The organism is Nonomuraea sp. NPDC049655 (genome assembly GCF_044465465.1).
Lineage (GTDB): Bacteria > Actinomycetota > Actinomycetes > Streptosporangiales > Streptosporangiaceae > Nonomuraea.
This window is the reverse complement of sequence record NZ_JBITLS010000001.1, coordinates 771,354-792,728: the sequence shown is the minus strand read 5'-3', so window position 1 is coordinate 792,728 and position 21,375 is coordinate 771,354. Positions and strand designations below refer to the sequence as shown.

At 73.0% G+C, this 21,375-nt stretch carries 23 protein-coding genes; 13 read left to right on the top strand and 10 right to left on the bottom strand.

Annotated features, from left to right (window positions below):
• The first annotated feature begins 391 nt into the window (after window positions 1-391).
• Window positions 392-754, top strand: a complete 363-nt coding sequence (locus tag ACIBQ6_RS03635; protein ID WP_358293330.1) for a DUF1622 domain-containing protein — start codon at window positions 392-394, stop codon at window positions 752-754.
• Window positions 755-938: 184 nt separating this feature from the next.
• Here the strand turns inward: ACIBQ6_RS03635 and ACIBQ6_RS03630 are convergent, their stop codons facing one another.
• Together ACIBQ6_RS03630 and ACIBQ6_RS03625 are read right to left on the bottom strand one after the other, a co-directional pair.
• On the bottom strand, window positions 939-1,694 hold the full coding sequence (locus ACIBQ6_RS03630) for a PASTA domain-containing protein (protein ID WP_397164135.1): 756 nt from the start codon (window positions 1,692-1,694) through the stop codon (window positions 939-941).
• A gap of 147 nt (window positions 1,695-1,841) precedes the next feature.
• Window positions 1,842-2,594 (bottom strand): peptidylprolyl isomerase, encoded by a 753-nt coding sequence (locus tag ACIBQ6_RS03625; protein ID WP_397210053.1) that lies wholly within the window; start codon window positions 2,592-2,594, stop codon window positions 1,842-1,844.
• Window positions 2,595-2,951: 357 nt separating this feature from the next.
• On the opposite strand from ACIBQ6_RS03625, the gene ACIBQ6_RS03620 reads away from it, so the two are divergent.
• Window positions 2,952-3,518 (top strand): histidine phosphatase family protein, encoded by a 567-nt coding sequence (locus ACIBQ6_RS03620; protein ID WP_397210051.1) that lies wholly within the window; start codon window positions 2,952-2,954, stop codon window positions 3,516-3,518.
• A gap of 159 nt (window positions 3,519-3,677) precedes the next feature.
• Here ACIBQ6_RS03620 and ACIBQ6_RS03615 read toward each other — a convergent pair whose 3' ends face one another.
• The gene (locus ACIBQ6_RS03615; RefSeq protein WP_397210049.1) at window positions 3,678-5,147 is read right to left on the bottom strand and encodes an alpha/beta fold hydrolase; all 1,470 of its coding nucleotides are present in this window, start codon (window positions 5,145-5,147) and stop codon (window positions 3,678-3,680) included.
• Between the two features lie 384 nt (window positions 5,148-5,531).
• Between ACIBQ6_RS03615 and ACIBQ6_RS03610 the strand changes: the two genes are divergently transcribed.
• The 3 genes from ACIBQ6_RS03610 (at window position 5,532) to ACIBQ6_RS03600 (ending at window position 7,317) form a co-directional block, all read left to right on the top strand.
• Complete coding sequence (locus ACIBQ6_RS03610) at window positions 5,532-6,059, top strand: hypothetical protein (RefSeq protein ID WP_397164129.1); 528 nt, start codon at window positions 5,532-5,534, stop codon at window positions 6,057-6,059.
• Between the two features lie 172 nt (window positions 6,060-6,231).
• A complete protein-coding gene (locus ACIBQ6_RS03605; RefSeq protein WP_397210047.1) occupies window positions 6,232-6,849 on the top strand; it encodes a hypothetical protein in 618 nt (205 codons plus the stop codon).
• 147 nt (window positions 6,850-6,996) lie between these two features.
• Window positions 6,997-7,317: a GYD domain-containing protein gene (locus ACIBQ6_RS03600; protein WP_358293340.1), complete on the top strand. Its 321-nt coding sequence runs from the start codon at window positions 6,997-6,999 to the stop codon at window positions 7,315-7,317.
• A 164-nt stretch (window positions 7,318-7,481) separates the two neighbouring features.
• Here ACIBQ6_RS03600 and ACIBQ6_RS03595 read toward each other — a convergent pair whose 3' ends face one another.
• From ACIBQ6_RS03595 to pdhA, 4 genes are all read right to left on the bottom strand, one after another.
• Window positions 7,482-7,823 (bottom strand): MazG-like family protein, encoded by a 342-nt coding sequence (locus ACIBQ6_RS03595; protein ID WP_358293342.1) that lies wholly within the window; start codon window positions 7,821-7,823, stop codon window positions 7,482-7,484.
• A 231-nt stretch (window positions 7,824-8,054) separates the two neighbouring features.
• Window positions 8,055-9,485, bottom strand: a complete 1,431-nt coding sequence (locus ACIBQ6_RS03590) for a dihydrolipoamide acetyltransferase family protein (RefSeq protein WP_397210045.1) — start codon at window positions 9,483-9,485, stop codon at window positions 8,055-8,057.
• Complete coding sequence (locus ACIBQ6_RS03585) at window positions 9,482-10,501, bottom strand: alpha-ketoacid dehydrogenase subunit beta (RefSeq protein WP_358293345.1); 1,020 nt, start codon at window positions 10,499-10,501, stop codon at window positions 9,482-9,484. Before ACIBQ6_RS03585 ends, ACIBQ6_RS03590 begins: the two co-directional genes overlap by 4 nt.
• 1 nt (window position 10,502) lies before the next feature.
• Window positions 10,503-11,603: a pyruvate dehydrogenase (acetyl-transferring) E1 component subunit alpha gene (pdhA, locus tag ACIBQ6_RS03580; RefSeq protein ID WP_358293346.1), complete on the bottom strand. Its 1,101-nt coding sequence runs from the start codon at window positions 11,601-11,603 to the stop codon at window positions 10,503-10,505.
• Between the two features lie 189 nt (window positions 11,604-11,792).
• Between pdhA and ACIBQ6_RS03575 the strand changes: the two genes are divergently transcribed.
• A complete protein-coding gene (locus ACIBQ6_RS03575; protein WP_397210042.1) occupies window positions 11,793-12,239 on the top strand; it encodes an Lrp/AsnC family transcriptional regulator in 447 nt (148 codons plus the stop codon).
• A 34-nt stretch (window positions 12,240-12,273) separates the two neighbouring features.
• Here ACIBQ6_RS03575 and ACIBQ6_RS03570 read toward each other — a convergent pair whose 3' ends face one another.
• Both ACIBQ6_RS03570 and paaZ read right to left on the bottom strand, forming a co-directional pair.
• Window positions 12,274-13,065: an enoyl-CoA hydratase/isomerase family protein gene (locus tag ACIBQ6_RS03570; protein ID WP_397210040.1), complete on the bottom strand. Its 792-nt coding sequence runs from the start codon at window positions 13,063-13,065 to the stop codon at window positions 12,274-12,276.
• A gap of 1 nt (window position 13,066) precedes the next feature.
• On the bottom strand, window positions 13,067-15,106 hold the full coding sequence (gene paaZ / locus ACIBQ6_RS03565; protein WP_358293349.1) for a phenylacetic acid degradation bifunctional protein PaaZ: 2,040 nt from the start codon (window positions 15,104-15,106) through the stop codon (window positions 13,067-13,069).
• Between the two features lie 91 nt (window positions 15,107-15,197).
• Between paaZ and paaA the strand changes: the two genes are divergently transcribed.
• From paaA to ACIBQ6_RS03530, 7 genes are read left to right on the top strand one after another with little or no spacing between them, the layout of a single operon-like run.
• Window positions 15,198-16,163 (top strand): 1,2-phenylacetyl-CoA epoxidase subunit PaaA, encoded by a 966-nt coding sequence (gene paaA / locus ACIBQ6_RS03560; protein WP_352324189.1) that lies wholly within the window; start codon window positions 15,198-15,200, stop codon window positions 16,161-16,163.
• Complete coding sequence (gene paaB / locus ACIBQ6_RS03555; RefSeq protein WP_352324188.1) at window positions 16,160-16,453, top strand: 1,2-phenylacetyl-CoA epoxidase subunit PaaB; 294 nt, start codon at window positions 16,160-16,162, stop codon at window positions 16,451-16,453. The genes paaA and paaB overlap by 4 nt, the downstream gene beginning before the upstream one ends.
• Before the next feature lie 13 nt (window positions 16,454-16,466).
• Window positions 16,467-17,387, top strand: a complete 921-nt coding sequence (paaC, locus tag ACIBQ6_RS03550) for a 1,2-phenylacetyl-CoA epoxidase subunit PaaC (RefSeq protein WP_397210038.1) — start codon at window positions 16,467-16,469, stop codon at window positions 17,385-17,387.
• Window positions 17,384-17,926, top strand: coding sequence for a 1,2-phenylacetyl-CoA epoxidase subunit PaaD (paaD, locus tag ACIBQ6_RS03545; protein ID WP_387670030.1), 543 nt, complete (start codon window positions 17,384-17,386; stop codon window positions 17,924-17,926). Before paaC ends, paaD begins: the two co-directional genes overlap by 4 nt.
• Before the next feature lies 1 nt (window position 17,927).
• Window positions 17,928-19,013, top strand: a complete 1,086-nt coding sequence (gene paaE / locus ACIBQ6_RS03540; protein WP_358293355.1) for a 1,2-phenylacetyl-CoA epoxidase subunit PaaE — start codon at window positions 17,928-17,930, stop codon at window positions 19,011-19,013.
• 57 nt (window positions 19,014-19,070) lie between these two features.
• Window positions 19,071-19,811, top strand: coding sequence for an enoyl-CoA hydratase/isomerase family protein (locus ACIBQ6_RS03535; RefSeq protein WP_397210036.1), 741 nt, complete (start codon window positions 19,071-19,073; stop codon window positions 19,809-19,811).
• Complete coding sequence (locus ACIBQ6_RS03530; RefSeq protein ID WP_397210034.1) at window positions 19,808-20,662, top strand: 3-hydroxyacyl-CoA dehydrogenase family protein; 855 nt, start codon at window positions 19,808-19,810, stop codon at window positions 20,660-20,662. Before ACIBQ6_RS03535 ends, ACIBQ6_RS03530 begins: the two co-directional genes overlap by 4 nt.
• On the opposite strand, the gene ACIBQ6_RS03525 is transcribed toward ACIBQ6_RS03530, so the two are convergent.
• A complete protein-coding gene (locus ACIBQ6_RS03525) occupies window positions 20,650-21,294 on the bottom strand; it encodes a TetR/AcrR family transcriptional regulator (protein WP_358293360.1) in 645 nt (214 codons plus the stop codon). The two genes, ACIBQ6_RS03530 and ACIBQ6_RS03525, sit on opposite strands and share 13 nt — an antisense overlap.
• Window positions 21,295-21,375 lie beyond the last annotated feature (81 nt).

Here is a 21,375-nt window from a genome sequence, read left to right as displayed (position 1 = left end):
TCCGCCCCTCTACCCTCCGATCCCGCATAAGCCCCCACCCGAGGCCGCCCGCTCGGCGCGCCGCTCGGCCGGCTGCTTGTGGCGCATGAGCCCCCGCCTGAGGCCCGCACCCCTCCCCCGTTCCTCTCGTGTATGACCTGGGACCCAAGGCCCTCCCTCATCCCTCCGATGGCGCATGGCTTCCCGCCCCACGTTCGCCCGCCATCCGAGCGGGAGACGGTCGCCCGCTCCCCCATCTGGCCACGTATGGCTCCCTGCCAAAGCCCGCGCCCTCCCCACGCGAGGCACCGTGCGGTGGCCTGGCAAAGAGGGGGGCTGGTGCGGCGTGTCGGGGCGGTACGCGGGGCGCGGGACGCTGATCCTTGCTGAAGGCGGGGCAAAGAGGGTGGTCATGGACTTCGCGCGGATCGTGGAGGCGATCGGCCAGGCTGTCGATCTCGCAGGCGTGGCGATCATCGTGCTGGGCGCGCTGACGGCCACCGTGTCCTTCGTGCTGCGGCTACGCGAAAGAGAAGCCCCGCACGGCGTCTACCGCGCCTACCGCCAGGGCCTTGGACGGGCGATCCTGCTCGGGCTGGAATTCCTGGTGGCCGGGGACATCATCCGTACGGTGGCGGTGGCCCCGACGTTCGTGAGCGTCGGCGTGCTCGCGCTCATCGTGCTCGTACGGACCTTCCTCAGCTTCTCGCTGGAGGTCGAGCTGGAGAACCGCCTGCCCTGGCAGCCACGGCGCAGCACCGACACCCCCGGCTGAACCTGCCCGACCCGCCCGAACGGGGCCACCCACCCGAACGCAGCGAATCCCATGAAGTGGACCACCTCGCTCGAAATCGCACGCTTCGCAGGAAACGCCCGATTCGGAGCGACACAGCCATCCGCTTCAAGGCGTCCGGCCGCCCGAGGAGGCGAGGACGCCTCGGGCAGCCGGACCGCCGGGGTCATCTGAAGATGCAGGGCCGCCCGTTGCGATCCACCCCGCTGGACTCATTGAGGTTCACCGCCGAACCGCGCGGCACGGTCGCCCCCGCCCCCGGGCTGCTGAACAACACGGTCCCGCGAACGTCGACGCAGTTGTTGTCGAACGTGACCCCGCCGACCGTGAGACCCGCCCCGGTGATGGAGTTCCGCGCGCTGCCGTCGTCGAAGCCCTGCACGTTGGGCACGGTGGTGAGGTTGCACTGCACCCGGAACAGCTCCCACGACCGCACCTGGGTCGCGTCGCTGTGCACCACGTCGGTGGTGCGGTTGCCGCCGCCCACGGCGGTCAGGAAGTGGCCGTCGACCGTCTGGATCGCGAAGCCGTCGCCGCCCTGGCGGACCAGCGCGAACTTCTCCCACGCCTGCAGGAGCGTGGCGTTGGAGTGGATGACGTCGGTCTGCAGGCCGCCGCCGTTCACGGCGGTCAGGTAGTTGCCGGTCAGCGTCCTGATGCCGACGTGCACGCCGTCGCCGGCGTCCACGAGGGTGAAGCGTTCCCACGAGCGGGCCACGGTCGCGTCGCTGTGGATCACATCGGTCGTACGGCCCCCGCCGCCCACCGCGGTCAGGTAGTTCCCGGTGTTGACCGTCTGGAACGTACAGGTGGTCGGGGTGGCGAAGGGCAGCGCCGCCCACGCGGGCCCGCTCAGCCCCACCATCCCCGCGGCGGCCAGCGCCAGCCCCGCCACCGTGCCGAACGCGCGTGTCAGGTTCATGCGTCTCTCCCTGCTCCCGGCTCCTCGGTCGGAGCCCTCGCCCTGAGGGCGTTCCAGACCGTGCCGCCCCCGTTCCACCGGCATGCGGGACGGGGAGCCCTTCCACCGGCATCGGGGACGGGGGCGGCTCTGGAGCGGGAGTGACGCCTACTTCCTGCAGACCCGGGCGTCCCGGATGTCGACCGGCAGGACGGGCTTGCCGTCCACGGGCGGCGTGGGCCCGTCGGGGTCCGGCTGGATACCGCCCGCGGCGATACGGTCGAGCGCGGCGAGCCCGGCGGCGTCGACCGTGCCGAAGACCGTGTAGTTGGGCGCCAGGCCCGAGTCACCGTAGACCAGGAAGAACTGGCTGCCGTTGGTGTCGGGCCCGGCGTTGGCCATGGCCAGCACGCCCCGGGCGTACGTCTTGCGCACTCCGGTCGGGTCGCCGGGCCACGGCGGCAGGTCGGTGGGCAGTTCGTCCTTGTACCGGTAGCCGGGCCCGCCCTCGCCGGTGAAGCTGGGGTCGCCGCACTGCAGCACCTTCAGCCGGTCGTACGCGGTGAGCCGGTGGCAGGAGGTGACGTCGTAGAAACGATGACGGATCAGGTGCACGAAGCTCTGCACGGTGCACGGCGCCTTGGCCGGGTCGAGGGTGAGCCCGATGTCGCCGTGGTTGGTCCTGAGCACCGCCGAGACCGGACGGGTGGGGGTGTGGCGCGGGTCCGACGGCAGCGGAACCTTGCGCACGGCCAGGTCGTCGGGGGTCTCGGTGTACGCGCACGGCCCCTTGGTCGTCCGCGGCGGCCGCTCCAGGACCGTCGCGGAGGCCGGCATCGCGGCGGCCGCGACCAGCGCGCCCGTCGTGACTGCGGATAACGCGGCGCGGGCCGCGAGTCGTACCAACGCTCTGCCGGACATCGTGTCCTCCACTGCGTGATGATCGCCGGGCTTCCTGTGGTCTAGTCGATCTGACCCGCTCAGTCAAGACCGTGGCCGCACGAGGTCGGCGCCCCCTTGTGCGACTTCCGCGGCAGCCTTAGCCCGCCGCTGGTCGGCGCGCTGCGGCCGGGCCGCGGTCGGCGTGACAGCTGCCCCTCACCACCACCCCTTCGCCCTTCGCTGGTGGATCTTCGCCGTCCTTTGCTCGGCCGGGCGCGGCTACGCTATGGCCTGCGGCCACATGATCTTTGGTTGTCAGCACACCGCTCGTTGATCGCGGTGGCCGCACGCGCCTCTGCCCTTGCCCGCCGGAACACCGTTGCAGGAGGACGCCAAGTGCGCTGGCTCGATGTGCGCCGACACAGCTTGACCAAGAAGGGCGCGGCACGTGGGCGTGGGTCACACCTGTCGGGTGACGGCATCGCCCTCGCCCGCTTCATCGGCTCGGGAGTCGGTCCCTACGAGCGCGTGGTCACCAGTTCGTCTCCTCGGGCCGTCGAGACCGCTGTTGCGATGGGCTTCGCCGTCGACGACACCATGGACATGCCGTCGGGTTATGTGCCGGGAGAGATCGCTCGGCACGCGCAATGGGGCTGGACCGAGCCCTACCGGCGGCTCGCGGAGATCATCCGGGAGGGTCGGGAGGCGGCGACCGTGGCCGAGACCCACCGAGCGATCTGGGCGGACACGGTCCGCGACGTCGCGGAGGGCTGCTCGGCGCTCCTGGTCGGGCATGGAGGGGCGATCGAGCTGGCGTTGGCGGCGTGCTTTCCGGACGCTTCACACGACTCCTGGGGGACGCCGTTCGCGCACTGCGACGGTGTGCGCCTCGGCTTCGACGACGGTCGGTTCGTGAGTATCGAGTTCCACCGGGCGCCGCAGAGCCCCGTCCGGACGAGTTGAAGATCGCCGACTGCGGCTGGCGTACTGGCCCAGCAAGACCCGGTCCTTCCCTTCGCTCTCGGGGTTCTCGCGCTCGGGAGCCCAACTGCTCCGGCTGAAGCGTGGGGCGAGGACGTTCCAGTTCGCCCGGATGGCTGCCTACCGGCGGGGTCGAGGTGGTCAGCATTGGGTGTTCGGCGGCGGCAGGGTCAGGTCGGTGAAGTAGCGGTTCATCAGGTCGCGGGCGCAGGGGTTGAAGCCGTAGAGGGTGTGACCGGGGCCGTCGTGGCGGATGGTGACGCTGCCGGGGACGGCGGCCAGGGCACGTTCGACCGCGTCCGACTCGCCCCAGGCGCCTGCTCCCAGGACCGGAGGCACGCCCTTCGGGAGGGGAGCGGGCGGGTTGGTGACCGGGGCCGGCCAGCCGATGCAGGTGAGGGTCGCCGAGGCCAGCGTGTTGGCGGTGCCGGTGAGAGGGGCGATCTTGCGGAGGCGGGCGTCGGTGCTGGCCAGTTCCTTGAGGGTCGTGGGGCGCGGCCAGTCGAGGCATTCGGTGACGGGGGTGGTCTGGTCGGGGTAGCGGGCCCCACGGGCTGGGACGAAGTCGGAGGCGTCGCCCTGGCCGGCCGCCTTGCGGATCGCGCGTGCCAGGGCGGGCCAGGCGGGGGCCCCTTGGCGGGCCATGAAGAGGGCGAGGGACTGCAGGTCGCGGGCGTTGTAGGCCATGTTGGCCGTCGTGGTGGGGATGGGCTTGCGGCGGGCTCGTTCGGTCAGCTTGTGCCAGAGGCCGGGTATGTCTTGGCAGTCGTGGGTGGCGCACCAGGTGAAGAAGCGCCGCATGGACTGCTCGTTGGACTTCGCCATCTCCTCCAGTTCGCGCGACCAGTCGGTGGGGCTGTGGTTCCAGGTGCCGTCGAGGACCATCGTGCGGATCTGGTCGGGGAAGAGGCGGGCGTAGTCCTGGCCGTAGAAGCCCGCGTAGGAGGCGCCGTAGTAGTTGAGCTTCGCGCCGCCCAGGGCCTTTCTGATCGCCTCCATGTCTCTGGCCTGGTCGGCCGAGCTCATGTTGGCGAACAGTTGGGGGTCTTGGTGGCGGCATGCCTCGGCGAAGCCGCGGTTGGTGTCGGACAGGCGGCCGAAGCCGGCGTCGTCACGCGGGGCTTCCGGGATGGGGATGCGGGTCCAGACGCACGCGAGGCCGGTGCTCAGGCCGCCGAACTGCTCGCCGTAGCCGCGGGTGTCCCAGGTGACGATGTCCATGCGCTCGCGCAGCCGGGCCCACCACTCGGGGACGGCTGCGGTGGTGGCGATGCCGGGGCCTCCCGGGCCGCCGTAGGCGACCAGGACCGACCCTTCGGAGGCGCCGGTCGCTTTCAGCCTGCCCAGCTTCAGTGTGATCTTACGGTCGTCGGGCTTGCGCCAGTCGACCGGGACCTGGAGGTCGGCGCACTCCATGCCGATCTTGTCGTTGGGGCAGGGCTGCCAGGTCAGTGAGGTTCCGGCGGTCATGGCGGATGGGGTGATCGAGGAGGGACGGGCTGGGCTCTCGCTGCCGGGTCGGGTCTCGGCGCTCGGGGTGGCGGTGGCCATGGCGGGTTGGCCGGTGATCACCAGCAGGGCGGCCAGGATCGTGGCGAGGGGTTTCGGCATGCGGTCATAATTGCGGCGCGGGGGTCGGGAGCGCGTCGGACCAGGGTCTGATCTTGAAGCGGGGAAGTCCTACCACGGGTTGTCAGACCGTGGTCTGGCCGGTGCCACGCACCCGCTCCGTGATCCAGCCGGTGCCACACACGGCCCGTGGTCCAGCCGGTGCCACGACGGCCCATGGTCCAGCCAATGCCACGCAGGATCCGGAGCCCGTCTTACTGCTTGTGCAGGCTGTCTCGTCACCTCACCGTCGAGGAGTCTGTCCGGTCAGGACGCTCGGTGAGGGGCGGGTCGTCGGTCGGCAGGGGCGCGGGAAGGCGTCGTGCGCGTTCGAATGGCCTGGCAGCACGGCGGGCTCGGCGGGTACGGCTGCGCTAGCCTGCCGGGATGCGGCGGATTCTGGTGGCGGGCATCAGCGGGGCGGGCAAGTCGACGCTCGCGCGCGCACTGAGCAACCGGATTGGCGTGCCCTGTCACGAGATGGACGGCCTGTACTTCGCCGGGCCGGGTTGGGCCGTGGACGAGGCGTTCCCGGAACGGGTCGCCGAGATCGCCGGGACCCCGGCGTGGATCTTCGACTCCTTCGGCTACCCGGAGGTGCGCGACCTGCTGTGGGAACGCGCCGACACCATCGTCTGGCTGGACTATCCGCGCCGGGTCGTCATGCCGCGGGTCCTGCGGCGCTCGCTGCGCAGGACGGTGCTGCGCGAACCCGTCTTCAACGGCAATCGGGAGACGGTCGCCGGATGGTTCCAGAGTGATCATCCGGCGTGGTGGGCCTGGTCGCAGCACGCGGCGCGACAGGCGGAGATCCGGCGGCGCACCCGTGATCCGCGTTTCGCTCCCTTGCGCGTGCTCCGCTTCACCGGCCCGTACTCGGCGGCGGTCTGGCTGCGGTCGGTCGGGCCCGCCTGACGGCGGACCGCCTCCCCCTCACAGGCGTCCGTCGCCTCAGGGCCGTCTGCTTCACGCGCGTGGTGGCGGTCGGCGGGGTGAACGTGGCGTGGGCGGACCGGGATCGCAGGATTCTGGACGTTCAGGGTGTTCGGCCTCAAGGTGGGCGGAGGTGGCGCGGGAGAGTCGGGGCATGGTTGAGATGTCGTCCGCGCAAGGCGGCTCGCAGGAGCGCTCCCCCACCGGCCGGGTGCTCATGGCCGTCGCACGTCGCTGGCCCACGGTGCTGGGCGTGGCTTTCATGGTCTTCAATGTCCTGGGGCTGGAGGACGGGCGGGACGCGGCCCTTGTGGTGTTCCTCGCCGCGCTCGTCTACCTCGCCACGGCGGTGACCGGCAGGCCGGAGGTGGCCTGGCCGTTGTTCGGGGCGTCCGTGGTGGCGGTGGCGGTGCTGCGGCTGCTCGGGCTGACGCCGTGGCCGGGGCTGGTCGGGGGTGCGGTGTGCGTCGCCCTCGTCGGCCTGGCGGGCGGGCTGGCGGGCGGGCTGGCGGGCGGGCTGGTGAGGAGGCCGACGCTCGTCGCGGCGCAGGTTCCCGCGATGCTGGTCTTCGGGGCGGTGTCGGTGGCCGCGCTGTCCCTGTCGCCTGCGTTCGGAGGCTACCTGGTCGCTGCGGCGCTGGTCGGGCATGCCGTTCTGGACGTGGTCCTCTGGCGCAGGAACAAGGTGGTGGTCCGGTCGATGGCCGAGTTCTGCGCCGCGCTCGACCTGACGCTCGGGGTGGTGATCGTGGTGCTGACGGTCTCGGCCTAGACGGCGGCGTCGGCCGGTGTCGAGGGCCGCAGGGCAAACCCAGCACTACCGGTGGGATTACCTTCATCCGGAGCCGAGAATTCCGACCTCGTGACCCGCGACAGCCACCTCGCACCGGGGCGGCGGCACGAGAAGAGGAACTCGACCATGCCCAAATATCTGATCCAGTCCACGTACACCACAGAGGGGCTCCGCGGCGTGCTGCGGGACGGTGGCACCGGACGCCGGCAAGCGGTGGATCGCCTGGTGGAAAGCCTGGGCGGACGGGTCGAGCAGATGTACTTCGCGTTCGGGGAGACGGACACGTTCGTGGTCGTCGACTTGCCGAGCAACGCGGCGTCGGCGGCGTTGGGGATGGCAGTGTCGGCGTCCGGGGCGGTGCGGACGACAACGGTCGCCCTGCTGACGGCGGAGGAGGTCGACGAAGCCACGCGGATGGATGTGGCTTACCGGGCTCCTGGCGCGTGACAGCCAGGCGCAGATGCAGGCACAGGCGCAAGCCAATGCCTCGGCTCGCGGGATGTCGGCGAAGGCAGCCGTTGGACACGGCGGTGAGGAGCGATCCGCGGTTCTCACCTGCGTAGTGCGCGGCGAGCGCCAGAGTGGCGGCTTGTACGGCTCGCAGGGGAAGGTCAGGCGCGCTGGGCCTCGAACGCTGAGACGCGGTCGGCGATCTTCCTCAGCTTCGCCTCGAACACAGCCCGCGGGTCGTCGACGACGGAGGTGAGGGCCACCATTGCCGTCACGATCACGTCGCACAACTCGTCGGCGAGGTCCTGGCGGGTGTGGGAGGCGGGTTTGCGCGGGTTCTGGCCGAGTTCTCCGATGCGGGCCTCGACCGCCTCGCCGAACTCCTCGCCGATCTTCATGACACGCAGCGTGAGTTCGTGAGGGTCCCGGCCGTTGTTACGGTCCAGCCATGCCACCAGCTCGCCGATCGTGGACCACGGGTCTGTCGATGTCGGATCAGGCATCGGGCTCCTCCTCCATGCCGGCGTCTGGCGTCGAGGCCGGGCGTCCGCCTCACGGACGGCAGCGTTCGATGGACTCAGAGTGGTGCGCTCAGAGCGCCCAGCGCAATGATCGGTGGCGTGAGTTCAGCTTCTTGACCGTCGTGAGCGTGAGAGGGCTCGGTGTCCGGTGGGCCCGAGGGTTGCTGCCCTTGGGCCCACCGGGTGACGTACGCCCGCCTGGGGAGCGTGCTGCTAGACGTGGGCGAGCAGCACGGCGGGGTTCTCCACGCAGTCGGCGACGAAGCGCAGGAAGCCGCCCGCTGCGCCGCCGTCGCAGACGCGGTGATCGAAGGTGAAGGACAGCTGGGTGATCTTGCGGGGCACCACCGCGCCGTCGTGCACCCAGGGGCGGTCGATCACGCGGCCCACCCCCAGGAGCGCCGCCTCCGGGTGGTTGATGATGGGGGTGGAGCCGTCCACGCCGAAGACGCCGTAGTTGTTGAGGGTGAACGTGCCTCCCGTCAGCGCGGACGGGGGCAGGCTGCCCGAGCGGGCCAGCGCAGTCAGGCGGGTCAGCTCGGCGGCCAGGCCGGCGGTGGTCATGAGGTGCGCGTCGCGGACCACCGGCACGACGAGGCCGCGTTCGGTCTGGGCGGCGAAGCCCAGGTTGATGTGGCCGTGGCGGACGATCTCGGCCCGGTCGGTGTCGACCGAGGAGTTCAGCTCGGGGAAGCGGAGCAGGCCGGCCACGCAGGCTCGGGCCAAGAGCGCCAGCAGGCCGATGCCCAGGTCCGGGCTGGTCCGCCGGAGGGTGTCGCGGATGGTGAGCAGGTCGGTGGCGTCCACGTCCACCCAGGTGGTGGCGTCGGGGATCTCGGTGCGGCTGCGGGTCAGCTTGTCGGCGACCGTACGGCGCAGGCCGCGCAGAGGGATGCGCTCCGCCACCGGGGCCACCGGAGACGCGGGGGCCACCGGAGACGCGGGGGCCACCGGAGACGCCGCCTGGTCGGCGGACGGGGCGTCAGGGGTCGCGCCGGAGTCGGCGCCCGGGTTGGCGATGGCGTGTTCGACGTCCCGGCGGAGGATGACGCCGTGCGGTCCGGTGGCAAGGACGGCGGCGAGGTCCACGCCGTGCTCGCGCGCCATCCGGCGCACCAGCGGCGAGATCACCCGAGGCGCACGCTCCGGCCCGCCCGGGGACGGAGAAGCAACCGCCTCCACCGCGGGTGCCGGTGCGGGGCCCGATCCCGAAGCAGGTGCGGGGCCCGATCCCGGAGCGGGGGCGGGGGCCGGGGTGGAGGGAGCCGGGTTGGTGGGGCGGGGGCGGCGGCGGCTCTTGTGGGGGGTGCCGGTGGTGCCGTAGCCGATCAGGACGTTGCCCGAGCCCGCGCGTTCCTCCTCCCGGTACCGCGCCGCCGCCGGGTCCTCCTGCGAGTCCCCGACCTCGATGAGCGGCTCCCCCACCGCCACGACCGCGCCCGCCTCGGCGTGCAGCCGCAGGACGGTCCCCGCGTACGGCACGGGCACCTCCACCGCCGCCTTAGCGGTCTCCACCTCCACCACGATCTGGTCGATCTCCACCGTGTCCCCCACGGCCACCTTCCACTCGACGATCTCGGCCTCGGTCAGGCCCTCGCCGAGGTCCGGCAGCCGGAACACCTGCCGCGCGGCGGTCGCCGTCATGACGCCTCCCGGGTGAGGTGCAGCAGGTCGGGCTGGTCGTCGAACTGGAGCCGGTCCACGGCGTCGAGGACGCGGTCGACGTCCGGGAGGTGGGAGTGTTCGAGCATGGGCGGCGGGTACGGGATGTCGAACCCGGTGACGCGCAGCACCGGCGCGGCCAGCGAGTGGAAGCACCGCTCCTGCACGCGGGCGGCGATCTCCGCCCCCACCCCGGCGAACCCCTGGGCCTCCTGGATCACCACGCAGCGCCCCGTCCTGCGCACCGAGGCCACCACGGTCTCGTCGTCGAACGGGACGATCGTCCGCAGGTCGACCACCTCCAGCGAGAGCCCGTCGCGGGCGGCGGCCTCGGCGGCCTGGAGCGCCACGGGCACGCTGGGCCCGTAGGCGACGAGCGTCGCGTCGCGGCCCTCGCGGCGGACGGCGGCCCGGCCGAACCCGGCGGCGCGGCGCTCCGCGACGGAGGTCTCCTCCTTGGACCAGTACAGCCGCTTGGGCTCCATGAAGATCACCGGGTCGGGGTCGGCGACGGCGTCGCGCAGCAGCCAGTAGGCGTCGTCGGCCGTCGCGGGCGTCACGACCTTGAGCCCCGGCGTGTGGGCGTAGTACGCCTCGCTGGAGTCGCAGTGGTGCTCGACGCCGCCGATGCCGCCCGCGTACGGGATCCGGATCACGATCGGCAGCGACAGCCGCCCGCGGGTGCGGTTGCGCAGCTTGGCCACGTGCGAGGCGATCTGCTCGAAGGCCGGGTAGGCGAAGGCGTCGAACTGCATCTCGATCACCGGGCGGAAGCCGCCCATGGCCAGGCCCACGGCCAGGCCCACGATCCCCGCCTCGGCCAGCGGCGTGTCGAAGCAGCGCTCCTCGCCGAACTCCTTGGTGAGCCCGTCGGTGACGCGGAAGACGCCGCCGAGCGGCCCGACGTCCTCGCCGAAGACGAGGACGCGCTCGTCCTCGCGCAGGGCGTCGCGCAGGGCGGCGTTCAACGCCTGGGCCATGGTCATCTTCGCGGTCATGTCAGTCCTCCCGCGCGGTCAGCTCGGACGCCAGCAGGGCCCGCTGCTCGTGCAGCTGGGGCGTCGGCTCGGCGAAGACGTGGTCGAACAGCTCGAAGGGGTCGGCCTCGGGGTCGGCGTTCATCGCCTCGCGCAGGCGCGCGGCGTACTCCTCGGCGGCCTGGTGCGCGGCGGCGACGTCCTCGGCGCCGAGCAGGCCGCGCCCGCGCAGGTAGGTCTCCAGCCGGGCCAGCGGGTCGGCCGACTCCCACTGCTCGACCTCCTGGCTCTCGCGGTAGCGGGTGGGGTCGTCGGCGTTGGTGTGGGGGTCCATGCGGTAGGTGTGCGCCTCGACGAGGAACGGGCCGCCGCCGGTCCTGGCGTGCGTCACGGCGGCGGTCAGGACCGACAGCACGGCGACGAGGTCGTTGCCGTCCACCTGCTCGGAGGGGATGCCGTAGCCGATGCCCTTGTAGGCCAGCGCCGGGGCCGCGCTCTGCTTGGCCAGCGGGACGGAGATGGCGTACTTGTTGTTCTGGACGAAGAACACGACGGGGGCGCGCAGCACCGCGGCGTAGTTGAGCGCCTCGTGGAAGTCGCCCTCGCTGGTGCCGCCGTCGCCGATGAAGGCCATGACGACGCCGTCCTCGCCCTTGCGGCGCATGGCCTCGGCCATGCCGACCGCGTGGATCGTCTGGGTGGCCAGCGGCGTGCATTGGGGGGCGACGCGCGTGGCGGCGGGGTCGTAACCGCAGTGCCAGCCGCCGCGCAGCAGCGTGAGCACCTCGACCGGGTCGAGGCCGCGGGAGACGAGCGCGACCGAGTCGCGGTAGGTGGGGAACAGCCAGTCGTCCTCGCGCAGCGCGAGCACGCCGGCGATCTGGCAGGCCTCCTGGCCGCGGCTGGAGGGGTAGACGGCCAGCCGGCCCTGCTTGGTCAGCGCGGTCGCCTGGCGGTCGAAGCGGCGGCCCAGGACCATCCGCCGGTACGCCTCCACCAGGTGCTCCCCGGCGGGCTCGGCGTACCCGGCGGGCGGCTCGACGGCGGTGCCGTCCTCGGCGACGAAGCGCACCGGCTCTGGTGAGGGCAGCAGGCCGTCGACCGTCTGGGGACTCCTCCTCACGGACATGGCGACGCTCACTTTCTCTGGACGTTTGTGAGGGAAAGCGTCCGCTTCCGGGGCCATCCGTTCAAGACATCAGGCATGATGAGCGACAAACGGCTTTAAATGGGATTAGTGGAGGGCCAATTGTCAGCCAACGAGGGCGTCGAAGGCGGCTGGCCGGGACGTTCGGCCGCAAACCTGGACGGAGTGGACCGAGCGATCATCGCCGAGCTGCTGCGCGACGGCCGCATGTCGATGCGCACGCTGGCCGAACGCGTGCACGTCTCGCGCGCCAACGTCTACGCCCGGCTCACCCGGTTGATGGACGACGGCGTGATCACCGGCTTCACCGCCGAGCTGGCGCCGCACCGGGCGGGCCTGGGCACCAGCGCGTACGTGTCGGTGACGATCGAGCAGAACTCCTGGCGCCAGGTCACGGCACGGCTGCGCGAGACGCCGTACGTGGAGCACTTCGCCATGGTCGGCGGCGACTACGACGTCCTGGTGCTGGTCAGGACGCCGGACAACGCCGCGCTGCGGCACGTCGTGCTGGAACGCATCCAGGACATCCCAGGGGTGCGGGCCACCCGGACCTGGCTGGTGTTCGAGGAGGCCCGCGGCCGGGGCGCGGAATGGGGGGCCCACGAGAGCTGAGCCCCCACCCCGAGCCCTCGTTCAGCGCCCTCGTTCAGCGCCCTCCGAAGGTCGGCCTGCGCTTGGCGAGGAACGCCTCCACCGCGCCCGCGTGGTCGGCGGTGCGTCCGAGGCGGGCCTGCGCGCGGGCCTCCTCGGCGAGCACCGCCCCGAGGCCCTGCTCCCACCCCTGCGCGATGAGCCGCTTGGACTCGGCGTAGGCCGCGGTCGGCCCGGCCGCCAGCCGGGCGGCCAGCTCGCGTCCCGCCATGCACACCTCGGCCCCGGGCACCACCCGCCCCGACACGCCCCACGCGACCGCCTGCGCGGCCCCGAACGGCTCGCCGAGCAGCACCAGCTCCTTGGCCCTGGACTCGCCGACCGCCCGCGTCAGCGTCACCGACAGGCCGGAGTCGCAGGTGAGCCCGATCCCCGTGAACGCCGTGGCCAGCTTGGCGTCCTCGGCCAGGACGCGCAGGTCGCAGGCGAGCGCGAGGGCCAGCCCGGCGCCCACGCAGGCGCCGTTGACGGCGGCGACGACCGGCTTGGGCATCGTGGCCAGGAGCCGGACGACCGGCGCGTAGTCCGCCTCGACGGTGTCGAAGGCGTGGCCGGGGTCGGCGCGCAGGGCCTCGGCGTGCTCGGCGAGGTCCTGGCCGACGCAGAACGCGCGGCCCGCGCCGGTCAGCAGCACGGCCCTGACCGAGTCGTCGGCGGCGACCTCCTCCAGCGCCCGGCGCAGCGCCTGCTTGAGCCCGTCGTCCAGCGCGTTGCGGTGGTCGGGACGGTTGAGCGTCACGACGGCCACGGCGCCGTCGCGTTCGAGCAGGACCGGGGTGTCGTCCACGTCAGCCCTCCGGCCAGGTCTTGGCCACCAGGGTCAGCACGTCGTACGTGGCGACCGGGACGCCGTCCTGGTTGGTCACGGTGGCGTCCCAGCGCACCTCGCCGTAGTCGGCGCCGCTGCGCGGCGTGATCTGCTTGACGGTCAGCGCGACGGCGATGGCGTCGCCGGCCTTGACCGGGGTGAGGAAGCGCAGCCCGTCGACGCCGAAGTTGGCCAGCACCGGGCCGGGCGCCGGGTCCACGAACAGCCCGGCGGCCAGGGACACCACCAGGTAGCCGTGCGCGACGATGCCGCCGAACAGCGGGTTGCGGGCGGCGGCCTCGGGGTCGGTGTGGGCGTAGAAGGTGTCGCCGGTGAACTCGGCGAAGTGCTCGATGTCGGCGAGCGAGACCGTGCGCGGCGCGGAGGCGATGGTGTCGCCCACCCGCAGCTCGGCCAGCGACTTGCGGAAGGGGTGGACGCCGGAGTCGGCGCGGGCCGAGCCGGTCGTCCAGCGGCCGGTGATCGCGGTGAGCTGGTCCGGCGAGCCCTGGACGGCGGTGCGCTGCATGTGGTGCAGGACGCCGCGCACGCCGCCCAGCTCCTCGCCGCCGCCGGCCCGCCCGGGGCCGCCGTGGACGAGGACCGGCAGCGGCGAGCCGTGCCCGGTGGACTCCTTGGCGTCGTCGCGGTCGAGGACCAGCACCCGGCCGTGCCAGGGCGCGAGCCCGAGCACGACGGACCGCGCCACCTGCGGGTCGTGGGTGGCGACGGAGGCGACCAGGCTGCCCTTGCCGCGCGCGGCCAGGGCGACCGCCTCCTCGACGCCGTCGTAGGCGAGCACGGTCGCGACCGGCCCGAACGGCTCCACGTCGTGCGGCTCGGCGGCGCCGGGGCGGGCGCGCAGCAGCAGCGGGGTCATGAACGCGCCGCGCTCGGGGTCGCCCTCCAGCAGGGACGCGCCGCGCGGGTCGCCGTGGACGACCTCCGCGCCGGCCCGCAGCGCCTCGACCGCCTTGCGCACCTCCTCGCGCTGGCCCAGGCTGGCCAGCGGGCCCATGCGCACGCCGGGGTTGCGCGGGTCGCCGACGGTGATCGACGACAGGCGCGCGGCCAGCGCCTCGGTCACCTGGTCCGCCAGGTTCGCCGGCACGAGCACGCGGCGGATGGCCGTGCACTTCTGGCCCGCCTTGACCGTCATCTCGGTGACGACGCCCTTGACGAACAGGTCGAACTCCGGATCGTCCGGGCGCACGTCGGGGCCGAGGATCGAGCAGTTGAGCGAGTCGGCCTCGACGCCGAGCACGACGCCGCCGTCGAGCACGTTCGGGTGGCGGCGCAGGATGCCGGCGGTGTGGGCCGAGCCGGTGAAGGCGACGGAGTCCTGGACGGTCAGCTCGTCGAGCAGCCCGGCGGGGCTGCCGGCCAGGAGCTGGAGCGTCCCCTCCGGCAGGATGCCGGACTCGATGATCTGCCGGACGGCCAGCTCGGTGAGGTAGGCGGTCTGGGCGGCGGGCTTGACGATCGAGGGCAGCCCGGCGAGGAAGGCCGGGGCCAGCTTCTCCAGCATGCCCCAGACGGGGAAGTTGAAGGCGTTGATCTGCACGGCGACGCCCGGCCGGGAGGTGTAGAGGTGCTGGCCGGCGAAGGTGCCGCCCTTGCCCAGGCGTTCCAGGCCGCCGTCGAGGAAGACGGTGTCGTTGGGCAGCTCGCGCACGCCCTTGCTCGCGTAGCTGAACAGGGTGCCGATGCCGCCGTCGACGTCGACCATGGTGTCGCGGGAGGTGGCGCCGGTGCGCGTGGACAGGGCGTACAGCGCGTCCTTTCCTTCGAGCAGGTGCTTGGCCAGCGCCTTGAGCAGGGCGGCCCGTTCGTGGAAGGTCAGGGCCCGCAGCGCCGGGCCGCCGGTGTCCCTGGCGTGCCTGACCATGGCGGCGACGTCCAGCCCCCGGCTGGAGATCCGCGCGACCTCCTCGCCCGTCGCGGCGTCGAGCAAGGGTTCCCCGTCGTCCGACGCGCGGAACCATCGTCCGGCGGCGTAGCTCTCCAGCAGCGCGCTCACGCTGTCTCCTCTCTTGCGCGGAAGCCCCGACTCATGCAACCGTATTACTGACCGAGCGATAAGTAAATAAGACCGATGTCTCGGAGGGACGATGACCACCACGCCGGCGGAGCCGGACCTGGAGGAGCGGCTGCAGTCCGCCTTCGACGCGACCATCGCGGGTCACGACCGGATCGAGCCCCGCGACTGGATGCCGGAGGCGTACCGCAGGACGCTCGTCCGCCAGATCGCCCAGCACGCGCACTCCGAGATCATCGGCATGCAGCCGGAGGGCGAGTGGATCGGTCGTGCGCCGTCGCTGCGCCGCAAGGCGATCCTGCTGGCCAAGGTGCAGGACGAAGCCGGGCACGGCCTCTATTTGTACTCCGCGTGCGAGACGTTGGGCGTCTCCCGCGCCGAGCTGACCGAACTCCTTCTGGCCGGGAAGCAGAAATACTCCTCGATCTTCAACTACCCGACGCTGTCCTACGCCGACGTCGGCACGATCGGCTGGCTCGTGGACGGCGCCGCGATCTGCAACCAGGTGCCGCTGTGCCGCACCTCCTACGGCCCGTACGGGCGCGCGATGATCCGCATCTGCAAGGAGGAGTCCTTCCACCAGCGGCAGGGCTACGAGCTGCTGATGACGATGATGCGCGGCACGCAGGCACAGCGGGAGATGGTCCAGGACTCGGTCAACCGGTTCTGGTGGCCCTCCCTCATGATGTTCGGCCCGCCCGACGACCGCTCCCCCAACAGCGAGCGCTCGATGGCCTGGGGCATCAAGCGCAACTCCAACGACGAGCTGCGCCAGAAGTTCGTCGACATGACGGTCCCGCAGGCCAAGGCGCTCGGCGTCACGCTGCCCGACCCCGACCTGCGCTGGAACGAGGAGCGCGGGCACCACGACTTCGGGCAGCCGGACTGGTCGGAGCTGGCCGCGGTCATCCGCGGCGACGGGCCGTGCAACGCCCAGCGGATGCGCCACCGCCGCGCCGCCCACGAGGACGGCGCCTGGGTGCGCGAGGCCGCGTCGGCGTTCGCGAGCCGCACGGCGGCCGGGGCGGGCGCCCGATGAGCGCCGACCGGCGGGAATGGCCGCTGTACGAGGTGTTCGTCCGGGTCAAGCGCGGGCTCAACCACGTGCACGTCGGGTCGCTGCACGCCCCCGACGACGCGATGGCCCTGCGGCACGCCCGCGACGTCTACACCCGGCGCAACGAGGGCGTGAGCATCTGGGTCGTGCGCTCCGACGCCATCACCGCCTCCAGCCCGGACGAGAAGGACCCGCTGTTCGCGCCGAGCGGCGACAAGGTCTACCGGCACCCGACGTTCTACGACATCCCGGGCGACGTCCCGCACATGTGAGAGGGGGTCCAGCGTGAGCGATGACCACGAGAGCATCTTCGACGGCCTGACCGGCGGGGACTCCGCGCAGTGGGCGTTCGGCACGGACTTCGAGGACCCGCTGGCGGGCGTGGACACCACCGTGCCCGACGGGGTCGGCTGCGCCGAGCTGGCCGCGTACTGCCTCATGCTCGGCGACGACGCGCTGGTGATGTCGCAGCGGCTCACGGAGTGGTGCAGCCGCGCGCCCGACCTGGAGGAGGACATCGCGCTCGCCAACGTGGCCCTCGACCTGCTCGGGCAGGCGCGCCTGCTGCTGGCGCGGGCGGCCGCGGCCGACCCCGGCGTGGTGCCCGCGCTGCCCGAGGGCTCACCGGTGCCGCCGGAGGACGCGCTGGCGTTCTTCCGCGACGCCGGGCAGTTCAGGAACGTGTGGCTGGCCGAGGTCGCGAACGGCGACTTCGCGCACGTCGTCGTGCGCCTGCTGCTGTTCTCGACGGCCCGGCTGGCGCTGCTGGAGCGGCTGTCGGCGAGCGCGGACACGGTGCTGGCCGCCGTCGCCGCCAAGGGCGTCAAGGAGGTCGCCTACCACCGGGACTGGGCGGGCCGCTGGTTCCTCACCCTGGCCCAGGGCACCGAGGAGTCGCGCCGCCGGCTCGACGCCGCGCTCGGCGAGCTGTGGCCGCTGCTGGCCGAGCTGGTCACCGCGCATCCCGTCGAGCTCGCGCTCGCCCGTTCGGGCGTCGCCGTGGAGGCCGCCGCGCTGCGCGCCGACGTGGACGCCGTGCTCGGCCAGGTGCTGACGGTGAGCGACGTCCCCCGCCCGGCCCTCGAAGACCGACCGGACGAGGACAGGCCGGGCAGCGGCCGGGACGGCGTCCACACCCCGGCCCTGGCCGACCTGCTCGCCGACATGCAGTCGGTCGCCCGCGCCCACCCGGCAGGCCGCTGGTGACCGCCGCCGAGCACGCCGGACCCGCGCCCGGGGACGCCCGCGAGCGCGCCGCCCGGGTCGCGGAGCGGGTGCGGGACCCGGAGATGCCGATGCTCACCCTGGCCGACCTCGGCGTGCTGCGCGGCGTCGAGCTGCGGCCGGGCCCGGACGGCGAGGTCGTGGTCGCCTCGATCACCCCGACCTACACCGGCTGCCCGGCCATGGCGACCATGCGCGACGACCTCGTCCATGGGCTGCGGGCGGCGGGTTTCCCGCGGGTCGAGGTGCGGGTCGTGCTCGACCCGCCGTGGTCGAGCGACTGGATCTCCGAGCGCGGCCGGGACGCCCTGCGGGCCGCCGGGCTGTCGGCGCCCGGACCGGCCCGGCGGACGTCCGGGCCGGTGCCGCTGACGCTCGGCCCGGCCAGGACCGCACCGGCCTGCCCGCGCTGCGGCTCCCGGGCCACCCGGCTGACCTCCGAGTTCGGCGCCACCGCGTGCAAGGCCCTCTACGCCTGCGCCGACTGCCTGGAACCGTTCGAGCATGTCAAGGAGATATGAGATGACCACGCTCGCGCCCGCGCCGGCCCGGGCGCACGCCGCCTTCCACGAGCTGACCGTGGCGGCGGTCGACCACCTGTGCGAGGACGCCGCCGCGATCACCTTCGCCGTGCCCGGCGACCTGCGCCAGGCGTACGCCTTCCGCGCGGGCCAGTCGCTCACCCTGCGCCGCTTCGTGGACGGGCGGGAGGAGCGGCGGTCGTACTCGATCTGCGCCCCGGCCGGGGACGCGCCGCGCATCGGCGTCCGGGAGATCCCGGACGGGCTCTTCTCCTCCTGGCTCGTCCGCGAGGTGCGGCCGGGCACGCGGATCGAGGTGCAGACCCCCACCGGCTCCTGGCAGGCCGACCCCGGCGCGGGCGAGCGGCACCTGTGCGTGGCGGCCGGGTCGGGCATCACCCCGATGATGTCGGTCGCCTCGACGGTGCTCACCCATCCCGGCGCGCGGGTGTCGCTGCTGTACGGCAACCGCAGCAGCCGCACCGTGATGTTCGCCGAGGAGCTCGGCGACCTGAAGAACCGGTACGGCCCCCGCCTCCAGCTCGTCCACGTGCTCTCCCGGGAGCCGCGCGACGTCGAGCTGTTCTCCGGCCGGCTGGACGGCGACCGGCTGCGGCGGCTGTTCACCGAGCTGGTGCCGATCGAGACGTTCGACCACGTCTGGCTGTGCGGGCCGCTGCGCATGGTCGAGGACGCCCGCCAGGTGCTCGCCGAGCTGGGCGTCCCGGCCGCGAAGGTGCACGTCGAGCTCTTCTACGTCGACGCTCCCCCGCCGCTGCCCAGGCGCCCCGAGGGCGTGCCGGCGGGCGCGACGACCGTGCTGACGACGGTGCTCGACGGAAGGCGCACGACCGCCACCGTCTCGCGCGAGTCCACCCTGCTCGACGGCGCCCAGCAGACCCGCTCGGACCTGCCGTTCGCCTGCCGGGGCGGGGTCTGCGGCACCTGCCGGGCGGTGGTCCGCGAGGGCGCGGCGGACATGCGCCGCAACTACGCGCTCGAACCGGCCGAGGTGGACGCCGGTTTCGTGCTCACCTGCCAGACGTTCCCGGCCGGCGACCGTGTCACCGTGGACTACGACGCCTGACCCCGACGCAGAGGAGTTTTCCGTGACGAAAGCCCGCGCTCCCCAGGCGGAGCGCCCATGACCCTCATCGTCGAGGAGGGCGCCGACCGGGTGGTGTGGCGGCTCAACCGGCCGCAGGTGCGCAACGCGATCGACCGGGAGCTGGTCGCCGCGCTGCACGAGGCGTGCGCCGCCGTCGAGGACGAGCCGCGCGTCGTGCTGCTCACCGGCGAGGGCACGACCTTCGCCGCCGGGGCGGACATCGCCCAGCTCCGTGACCGGGACCGGGGCGACGCGCTGCGCGGCATCAACTCCAGGATCTTCGACCGCATCCACCGGCTGCCGATGCCGACCGTGGCCCTCGTGGACGGTTACGCCCTGGGCGGCGGGGCCGAGCTGGCCTACGCCTGCGACTTCCGGATCGGCACGCCGCGCACCCGGATCGGCAACCCGGAGACCGACCTCGGCATCCTGGCCGCCGCCGGGGCCGCCTGGCGGCTGGCCGAGCTGGTCGGGGAGCCGCTGGCCAAGGAGATCCTGCTGGCCGGCCGGGTGCTGACGGCCGCGGAGGCGCGGGCGGTGCACCTGCTCAACGACGTCGTGGAGCCGGAGGACCTGCTCGCCGCCGGCCACCGGCTGGCCGACCGCATCGCGGCGCGCGCGCCGCTGGCCACCCGGCTGACCAAGGCCGTCTTCCACGCCCCGCGCGCCGCGCACCCGTTCGTGGACGACCTGGCCCAGGCCGTCCTGTTCGAGACCGAGGAGAAGCACGCGCGCATGACGGCGTTCCTCGACCGGCGGAAGGAGCCGCGCTCATGACGTCCCCGTCGATCCTGCCGCACATCGTCGGCGTCTTCGGCGGCGGGCGGATGGGGTCGGGCATCGCGCACGCCTTCCTCGCCGCCGGCAGCCGGGTCGTCGTCGTGGAGAGCGACCCGCGCGCCGCCGCCCAGGCCCTGGAACGGGTGACCGGCAGCCTGGCCAAGGCCGCGGAGAAGGGCAGGCTGGGCAGCCCGCTCCCGGACGTCCTGTCCCGGCTGCGCACGACGGCCGACCCGGGCGAGCTGGCCCCGTGCGAGCTGGTCGTGGAGGCGGTGCCGGAGGACGCGGCGCTCAAGGCCCAGGTGTTCGCCCTGGTCGAGCGGCAGGCGCCGGGCGCGGTGCTGGCCACGAACACCAGCAGCCTGTCGATCGGCGGGCTCGCGGCCGACCTGGCCGCGCCGGAGCGCTTCATCGGGCTGCACTTCTTCAACCCCGTCCCGGTCAGCGACCTCATCGAGGTCGTCGTCGGCCCGCGGACGGACCCCGAGCTGGTCGAACGGGCCCAGGAGTGGACGCGGGCGCTCGGCAGGACGCCGGTCACGGTGGCCGACTCGCCGGGCTTCGCCAGCAGCCGGCTCGGCGTCTGCCTGGCCCTGGAGGCGATGCGGATGCTGGAGGAGGGCGTGGCGAGCGCGGCCGACATCGACACGGCCATGACCCTCGGCTACCGCCACCCGACGGGCCCGCTGCGCACCACCGACGTGGTGGGCCTGGACGTGCGGCTCGCGATCGCCGAACACCTGGCCCGCGAGCTCGGCCCCCGGTTCGAGCCGCCGCGGATCCTGCGCGACCTGGTGGCCGCCGGGCATCTCGGCCGCAAGACGGGCCAGGGGTTCTACACCTGGTGAGCCCCGGGCGCGTGCCCGGCCAGGCCGTCGAAGGCGATCGCGGTGACGGCGTCGGCGACCATCGCCCGGTCGTAGGCGCCGTCCGGGCGGTACCACTCCACCAGCGAGTTGACCATGCCGAACAGCAGCCGGCTGACCAGCGCGGGCGGCACGTCGTCGCGCAGCGCGCCCTCGGCGACGGCGTCGGCGACCAGCGCGGCGAGGCGGTCGTCGAGCCAGCGGCGGCGTTCGAGCGCGGCCAGCTCGACCGGGCTGTTGCCGCGCACCCGGAGCAGGAGCGTGACGCTCGGCTGGTGGGCGACCAGCACCTCGACGCTGCGCCGCACGACCTCGCGCAGGCGTTCGTAGGCCGTGCGGCCGGCGGCGTCGCGGGTGGCGGCGGTGACGGCGGCGGTGAGCTCGTCGAGGGCGTCGTCGAGGGCCTGGCCGAGCAGTTGCTCCTTGCCCGTGACGTGGTGGTAGATGGCCGGCTTGGTCAGGCCGAGCTCCTTGGCCAGGTCTCCCATGCTGGTGGCGTCGTATCCCCTGCGGTTGAACAGCTCCACCGCGGCGCGCAGGATCGCGGCCTGGTCGTAGCCGGGTCGGCCGCGCCCGCGGCGCGGGGCGGGCCCGGCGGGCTCGGTCGTCGTCACGAAAGCCAGCATCTCACGGCAGATCAGACCTCTTCCCCGAGGCGGCGCGCCCCCGGGACGCCGGAACGCTCGCGGGGTACA